Genomic DNA, 7,665 nt, shown 5'->3' with positions numbered 1-7,665 from the left:
TGCGGTCGTCTCTGCGCTCGTTGCGGAGCGGCATGGACCCAGGCTCGTAGCCCAGCTCCTATTCTATCCGGTAACCGATGCCGCGATGAATGACGGATCCTATCGCGAGTTCGCCAGTGGCCCCTGGCTGACAGCGAAAGCAATGGATTATTTCTGGAACCAGTATCTGCCTGCCGGCACTGACCGCGCCCAGCCGCATGTCTCGCCGCTGAACACGCCGGACTCCATCCTGCACGGGCAGGCGCCAGCATTGGTCATCACAGATGAAAACGATGTCCTGCGTGACGAGGGCGAGGCCTACGCCCGACGCCTGGTCGAAGCTGGCGTGCCGGTCATAACGACCCGCTATAACGCGACGATCCACGATTTCGTTATGCTCAATGCGCTTGCCAAGACGCCGGCGGCCACCGCCGCAGTCGCCCAGGCGGCTCATTTCCTGCGCGATGCCTTTACGAAGGTAAAGTGAGAGAACAGGGGCGGTCTGAAGCAATTTCCTCCAAAAAGAGGGAGCGCTTCAGCCTCGCGCTGGCTGCAGTTTCTGCTCCGTCCCTCAGGCACTGACCATGAACCTATCGCTGGCATGACGACTGCATATATGCGGGGTCTTATGAGACGGACAGCTCTCGCCCGACGAAGTAGGTTGTCAGGTTGATCTTCAGGAGACGCCCATTTGTGTCGTGACAGTCGATTGCACGAATGACCGATTTTCCAGTCTTACCGCCCAACAGCCGACATTCTGCTCACCCGCCTGATCTGCCTGTCTGCTCCGTGATGCAGGAGCAGACAGGCAGCAGTCGCCTACTTCCGGCCGATTAGATGCAGGCTACATGCTTCTCGAAAGCGGACGTTTACAGATAGTTTGGCTGGCAAACATTGAGAGCCTGTATGGCGATCTCACCAAATTCCTGATCTCTTGTGATTTCGAACTGAGTGACCGGACGCACCTGAAGGAACATCTTTTAAACGGAAAAACTCTTCTACTTGATCTCAGTAAGAGCAATTCATTGCGAAAACTTTCTGATTGTTATCGGGATCAGCTTTCTTACATCGCTTGTCATGCGAAGGGCTATTGGGGCCTTTATATCTCGCTCATTCGTCCTGATAGCTTTATTGCCTGGGCAAGCGATAATTTTCCAGATGATATCTAAAGCGATATAGGCATTATTCAAATTACTTATTGTTTCGCCTAACAAGCAATATTTGGCCTTATCTTTATTTTTCGAATCAATAGGTATATATTTAACGCCCTAGTATACGTCTCTCTGGTACTGGAGGAGGGGAGGGATATAGTATCAACCCTTTTTCCATATCAACATCTACGTGTGCTTCTGGATAAACAGAGAGGGCTAGTTTTAGTGGGCCTGTAATATCACGTTTGAAGTCACGCATACGCGCATATTCTGGTCCAAACTGCCCTTTGAAAGCATACCACGAGATAGATACTGGTTCTTTGAGAATATGTAGCCTGTAAGCTAACCAAATATATGTATCTATCGCTTTTGATTTTCCGGATATTTGACGAATTGCTACTTCCCGAAGTGGCAAAGGGTGGTCAATCAAGCTTTCGTAAAAACTTTCGTCTAAACGAACAACTTCTCTCCAAAACGAAGGTTGATTTTCATCTTCCTGAATTGGAAAGATTGCGTCCCGTACAAATGCTCCGTTACTAACCATTTTTGCTCCATTGTGGACGCGAAAAAATGTTAGTCTGCACTGACTGATTCTTTTTGCTTGGTCTCTTACGGAATTATAAGTTTTCCCACCAACAGTAATTCCCATTACTTTAAGCCAAGCATTCATCGAAGAGCCAAGCTCGACTTCACGGGATTGTGTCTTTACTGCTTGAGTTTGTAAATAGAGGAGAATCATACGAGCCATTGAGCCGTATGGAATACCCACGGGAGTTTTGTCGTCGTTTAAGCCGCTTTCAATAAGAAGTTTGATTCCTCCGCCTTCACGTTCCCATACGGTCTCTTCAGTCTTTTTATGAGGCAGAGCAGCCATCGCAAAGCCCGAATGAGTGATGCCAATTTGTAAAGCTTCATCACTTAATACTTCATGAGCAGCATCGACACATACACGGCTTAGCTGCCCATCGAGAGACGCCTGTCGCCGAGCTTCATGGAGTCCATGGCGTTCAAGAAGATTGTGTATTTCACCCATGAACCTGACTTTCCATGGCCGACGATCGGGTGTCAATTTGGACTTTGCTCGCGGCGATTTTTCCACAGAACTCCCTTGGACTCCACTCGCCGTGGTTTGGACTCTGCTCGCGCGCTCTAGGAAGATTATTAGATATATTTATTAGATATGCGCGACCAGAGTCCAAGGGATAACCACCATTGTAGCGAGCAAAGCCCAAGAAATGAGCGAGGAGATCCCAGGGGATAACTGTTCTAAATTCAAATCGCTGTGCATTACGGCTGTCTGCAATGAGCGAGGAAAGTCCAAGAGGGTGCGAGAAGAGTCCAAAAGATGTGAAAGAGGATGATGCGGACAGCGAGGGGGATAGAGCGAGAAGAGTCCAAACAACTGAATGGCACAATAAGCTGGCCGTTAGGCGGTGCAAAAATTTCTCATCGTACCGTTTGAATAGAGAACCAAACATATTGATTCTAATGGCCTAATTTCTAAATGTAGGATAAAATTAGCCTTAACTTCAGTGAGATATCGAAGATAATTCTGAATCCGCTGATTGCGACAGTAAGCTTACCGGGATAGCTGGTCAGGGACGATCAACTGCAAATGTTCGTGGCAGGTGCAACTGTCTAAGATATAATTCTCCTCGTTTTTCAAGTTCCAAAACGGCCGAAAGATGAGCAGCCCACGCGGCCTTGCGCTGCATTAGGTTTTGAGGGCTGGCTCCAAGAGAAAAATGAATCACGCCCTCGACGAGGTCCCACGTGCTCTCCGGATAGTCCCGAACTTTCCGCTGCCACCATGCCAAAGCGTCCTGAACAGAAACACGCGGTACTAAAGAAGGCTGGAAGATACTCTCTGGGGGCCGCAGCTTTGCCCTCCGACGAGATGCTGACAAAAGCGCGTCCAGTAGATCTTGGGTGAGGATTGAAGACGCTGTCTCAGCAGCAGAAGGCGAGGGGGGCAGTTTCCCGCGTCCAAAAACACTTTCGCCCAGCACAGGCCGAGTTTCAAAGCACTCCACGGCTTGCAAAAGCTTGTCCTTTCGAAGCAGGGCGCGTTGGAGCTGCTCGGCTGCCGAGTGGGCGGCAAGGTGCTCTTCAGTATCTGCCCGAAGCAGAAGAGCCGAGCGCATTTGAAGAAGGGTCGCTGCCAGAACAAGATCGTTCGCAGTCTGTTCGAGGGGACGGTTTTTAAGCTGCTCTTCCACGCAGATCAAAAACTGGTCGATCAGCTCTCTCAGCGGAAGCGTCCGAAGATCTATCCCACGACGACGGACGGCCTGCAGCAGTGCTTCCAGCGGGCCCTGCCAGGCTCCAACTTCCAAAAGCAGTCCCTCAGACATCGTAAAGCGGGCGTATGGAAAAGCTGAGGTCGGGCCATCGGGTCGCAATGGTTTGAAGAGCCGGCCAGGGCGTCCAGTCCGCCGACCAGAACGAGACGCTCCAGCGGGTTGTGCTCTTTTTCGGATACCCGTCCATGACGTCGACCTGCTGCAGTGGCCGGGAGGTTCCCCAGTGCTCCCACAGCCACGCTTGTGTCATGGGGGAAGCGGGGCCGAGGGAGAGAAGATCCAAAGGCATGGGACAAAGGGCATTAAGATCAAACGGAACAGAGCTGGATGCCGCCTCCCGAGCGAGAAGGACTGTCTGGCTCTGGACAATCTGTTCGATCAAAGCGGCTGTCTGGGCGTCCCAAACGGGAAAGATCCGGCTCAGATCTTCACGGTTGGTGACATCTGGCCCCCACGATAGACGGCCAGTCCCCGCTGCTGCCGCCTGGAACCGGGCCAGTACGGCTTCTGATCCTGTGACGGTCAAGACATGTGCCAGCCAGTCTGGTTGAGGATTGAATAGCGGAGGAGAAAGAGGGGTCTTCCGCTCTAAAAGGCGTGACCCGGAGATTGAAAAGGCCGTGCCGCTTGCCGGTGGCATTGGGGTGTGGCGGGGAAGTGCCGGACGGGKGGGGRGACGAAAGCCGACCCCTGGTTCATCGTCGTCACTGGGGCCCGGTTCGAGATACCCGTGGGCAACGGGTCGCGCTTCCAGTTCCAGACGATAGTCTTCCAGACGCGCGACTGTCGCATCAACGTCCGCGATGATTTCAGCCGTCGTCTGTGGCATGGGCTACAGGTCCAGAAGATGGGCAGGAGAGTCCAGGTCCAGACGGGCCCGCCGGACATAGCGGCGCATGCTGCTCAGGTCTCGGTGGCGGGTATGCGCCATGATCTGCTCGTCCCGGGCATTGGCCCGGAAGGCCTCGGTAACGAAGCCGGCGCGCAGTCCATGCGGGCTGAGGCGTTCCCCGGAGGGAACCTTGAGCCCGGCCACCCTAGCACGACGCAGCAGGATCTGCCGGACCGCATCCGGATGCAGGGCATCGCGTCCCACCTGCTCCCAGCGGTTGATAGAGCGGAAGAGGGGACCGTCCATAATCTCGGCCTTCTTCAGCCAGCGCTCCAGGGCCAGAACAGGGCAGGTTTCGCGATGCTTGCCGCGCGGCAAAAAAATTTCTTCGCCCCGATGTTCGGGGTCTGTCTTGCTGCGGGCGATATGGAGCTTCAAGCCGGTTGCCACGATCCGGACGGTCTCTGTCGTCAGAGCAACCAGCTCAGAACGGCGCAGCGCCCCGGCAAAGCCGATGAGCAGAAGGGCCCGATCGCGCAGATCCGCCAGCGCTTCGACTGTTTTGCTATGCTCGGGGGCGACGAGTTTGCGGACTTCCTGGGAGGTGAGGGCAGCGGCCTGCTTCTGCGGCGCGCCATACACACGTCCTGCAGCGCGAAGGGTGGTGCGGATGGCCGCATGGCCGGAGCTCCACTCTAGCCCCCGCATGCGATGCTGATAGCCGATGGCAGCCAGGCGACGGTTGAGAGCCGAGCGGCTGAAACGTGGTGCCAGACTGTGCAGCCAGGCCGCAACGACGGGAGGAGCGGCCGGAAGAGAAGACGTCCCATGTTCGTCGCACCAGTGACAGAAGGCCTGCCAGTCATGGGCATACGCTCGCAGGGTTTCGGGTGCATAGGCCGCGGTCCGGGCACTGTCTTTTGCTGCGTCCAAGGCACTTTGCAGAGCAGGGGAGGGCGCTTCGGAGAGACGCTCTGCGGGATCTGTCGGGACTGTCATGTCGGTGATCTTCCCTCTGAAATACCCAATGAGTCTGCCGTAAGACACCAATTAAGGCAACCTTGATTTAATACGCGGTAAGAGAACATTACCACGTGTTATACTACCAAAAAACAGTCTCAAAATCCCCATAGAACGAGCCCAAAAGGGGCCTAAAGCGGGCCTTTCAGGCCTTCGAGCAGTGGGTCCAGTTCGGCCACGGACCGCAGGCCGTAGGTCACGAGGAAGGTCTCGGTCGTGGCCCAGAGCTGGGGCTGGCCTGGGACCGGCTTGCGGCCAACGCTGCGAATGAGTCCTTTCTCCTGCAATAGGGTCAGAGTTTTTTGGGGCAGGGACGCATCCCGGAAGCTTTCGATTTCGGGTCGGGTGACCGGCTGACGCGCGGCAATCAGCAGCAGCACTTCAAGCGCGGCGCGGGGTAGGCGTTCTGGCGGCCGCTCCAACATCGCCTTAAGGGATTCTGCCAAATCGGGGGCGGTGCGGAACATCCAGCCGTCTCCAGCCGCGACCAACTCAAACCCCAGCCCCTCGGTGCGCCTGGCCACTTGGCTCACGATCTGGGCGATCTCTACGTCCTCTCCCAGAGCCCGCGCCAGCGTCATTCGGGACACAGGACCGCTGCTCTGGAAGAGGAGGGCTTCGGCGAGACGGACGGGATCGGAGACAGAGGACGTCATGGTCGAGAGCATAAGGCTGGTTTTCCGTTTTCCACCAGGGGTTGCGATATGCTCGGGGTGGATCTTTTCTAGGAGAGTAGGCGGCCAGGCTCCGCAAGACGTCGTCGTTAAACGTTGTTTTTGTGCTAAAGGATAGAAATGCCGATCCGACCGGAACTGAAAGCATTATATCCTCTCAACTGGCCCGAGTTGAGCCGACAGGTGCGGTTCGAGCGGGCTAGGGGATTGTGCCAGCGGTGTGGTCGACCCCATGGACAATTCCTTCAGGTCTTACCGGGTGGCCGATGGAAACATCCGGAAACAGGGCACTGGTTCAATGGCCGAGGCAGACGGGTTTCACCCCCGGACCTGATCGAGCATCTGCAAATGCGACAGACGAAGGTAGTTCTGGCAGCGGCGCATCTAAATCACGACCCCACCAGCAACCGGTGGCGCAATCTGCGTGCACTCTGTCAACGCTGCCATCTGCTGCATGACCGAATGTATCATCTGGCCCAACGCCGTTTGACCTTGCGAAGGCGCCTGGCCCTCGGGGATCTGTTCGAAGGGCCCTATCGGATTGGAATGAATCTTAAGGAGTATGAAATACACTATGGCTAATCTTCTTCGGGGGAATAGGGGTAGGTCTGATCTCGGCGGAAAAAGATGAAAAGCCGTCGTCTATTTTGATGTTTGTTATGGACATTGGCTTCCAGAACGGTGACGGAAAATAGCCCAATTCAAAGCTGAACGAATTTTGTTGGTACCAGATCAATTTATGGATATACGTTCAGTATATCCCGTATGGAGGATGCCATGCTTGCCCGCACAACTCTCTTTCTTTCCAATCGCTCTCAGGCTGTACGGCTTCCCAAAGCGGTTGCCTTTGACCTTGGCCTGAAGGACGTCGTGATCATTCCCGATGGCGTACGACGCATTATTGCGCCTGCGCATGCCGCATGGGATGATTTTTTTTCGTCCTCCGGCACTGAATTACCCGAACGCAATCAACCTGCAATGCAGGACCGCGAAAGCTTTTGATGCTACGTTATCTTCTGGATACAAACTTTTGTATCCGCGTCTTGCGTGACCGTCCAAAGGGCCTACGCGAGCGTTTCAACGATAACGCCGAGGCCCTCTGTATTTCAGATGTTGTGCTTTACGAACTCCTCTATGGGGCAGAAAAATCTCAAAATCCGGCAAAAACTCGACGGGAGGTAGAGCATTTTGCTGTGCGTTTGTCTGTTTTGCCATTTGACGATGATGCGGCAGCACATACAGCAGAAATCAGGGCTGATCTGGAAGCCCGTGGGTGTGTTATCGGACCGTACGACCTAATGATTGCGGGGCATGCCCGGAGCAAAGGACTGGTCGTTGTAAGCGGAAACCTACGAGAATTTACTCGGGTAAATGGATTACGTTCTGAAGATTGGACGCCGGATTAACGAGAGAAGGTCGCCGCCATGCCCTCGAGAGTCTGACACTTCCACTGTGTTTAGCACTACTTTGGCAGAATGGAGTTAGGATGCCTTTTGAGTGTCCATCCGCAATGAGGGCATTGTGTCGGGGATGAACGAGACATGTGGTCAAGGATGGCCTGACGCACTGCTGGTAGACTGGGTTGTGGTGGTGGCCCGAGGGCTCTTTTTTTTTGTCCCGCCTGAGCAAGCCTGCGGGATTGCAAAAAGGCGTAGGCCATCATCGACATCAAGGCATGGCGGTGAAGTCCGCTCCAGGATCGTCCC

The 7,665-nt window shown here is 54.6% G+C and carries 9 protein-coding genes and 1 pseudogene; 4 read left to right on the top strand and 6 right to left on the bottom strand.

Annotated elements, in window-relative coordinates:
- Together KP707_RS16350 and KP707_RS16345 are read left to right on the top strand one after the other, a co-directional pair.
- On the top strand, positions 1–466 hold a 466-nt coding region (locus KP707_RS16350), incomplete at its 5' end, for an alpha/beta hydrolase fold domain-containing protein (RefSeq protein ID WP_215769443.1).
- A gap of 361 nt (positions 467–827) precedes the next feature.
- Positions 828–1,148 carry a hypothetical protein gene (locus KP707_RS16345; RefSeq protein ID WP_015074855.1) on the top strand — a complete coding sequence of 107 codons (321 nt, stop codon included), beginning with the start codon at positions 828–830 and terminating at the stop codon, positions 1,146–1,148.
- A 91-nt stretch (positions 1,149–1,239) separates the two neighbouring features.
- Here the strand turns inward: KP707_RS16345 and KP707_RS16340 are convergent, their stop codons facing one another.
- From KP707_RS16340 to KP707_RS16320, 5 genes are all read right to left on the bottom strand, one after another.
- Positions 1,240–2,163, bottom strand: coding sequence for a replication protein RepA (locus KP707_RS16340; protein WP_016738647.1), 924 nt, complete (start codon positions 2,161–2,163; stop codon positions 1,240–1,242).
- Positions 2,164–2,725: 562 nt separating this feature from the next.
- The gene (locus KP707_RS16335) at positions 2,726–3,484 is read right to left on the bottom strand and encodes a ScpA family protein (RefSeq protein WP_215751966.1); all 759 of its coding nucleotides are present in this window, start codon (positions 3,482–3,484) and stop codon (positions 2,726–2,728) included.
- On the bottom strand, positions 3,477–4,262 hold the full coding sequence (locus KP707_RS16330; RefSeq protein WP_215769442.1) for a hypothetical protein: 786 nt from the start codon (positions 4,260–4,262) through the stop codon (positions 3,477–3,479). The genes KP707_RS16335 and KP707_RS16330 overlap by 8 nt, the downstream gene beginning before the upstream one ends.
- 3 nt (positions 4,263–4,265) lie before the next feature.
- Complete coding sequence (locus KP707_RS16325) at positions 4,266–5,264, bottom strand: site-specific integrase (protein WP_211497638.1); 999 nt, start codon at positions 5,262–5,264, stop codon at positions 4,266–4,268.
- Between the two features lie 152 nt (positions 5,265–5,416).
- Positions 5,417–5,941, bottom strand: a complete 525-nt coding sequence (locus KP707_RS16320) for an SMC-Scp complex subunit ScpB (RefSeq protein WP_249195480.1) — start codon at positions 5,939–5,941, stop codon at positions 5,417–5,419.
- A 795-nt stretch (positions 5,942–6,736) separates the two neighbouring features.
- Between KP707_RS16320 and vapB the strand changes: the two genes are divergently transcribed.
- Complete coding sequence (gene vapB, locus KP707_RS16315) at positions 6,737–6,961, top strand: type II toxin-antitoxin system VapB family antitoxin (RefSeq protein WP_211499663.1); 225 nt, start codon at positions 6,737–6,739, stop codon at positions 6,959–6,961.
- Positions 6,961–7,365 carry a tRNA(fMet)-specific endonuclease VapC gene (gene vapC / locus KP707_RS16310; RefSeq protein ID WP_211499662.1) on the top strand — a complete coding sequence of 135 codons (405 nt, stop codon included), beginning with the start codon at positions 6,961–6,963 and terminating at the stop codon, positions 7,363–7,365. Before vapB ends, vapC begins: the two co-directional genes overlap by 1 nt.
- Positions 7,366–7,421: 56 nt before the next feature.
- On the opposite strand, the pseudogene KP707_RS16305 reads toward vapC, so the two are convergent.
- A pseudogene (locus tag KP707_RS16305) lies at positions 7,422–7,665 on the bottom strand (hypothetical protein); the annotation flags it as partial.

The organism is Gluconobacter sp. P5E10, from assembly GCF_018812145.1.
Taxonomy (GTDB): Bacteria; Pseudomonadota; Alphaproteobacteria; order Acetobacterales; family Acetobacteraceae; genus Gluconobacter; species Gluconobacter cerinus.
This window is presented reverse-complemented; position numbering and strand designations above follow the sequence as displayed.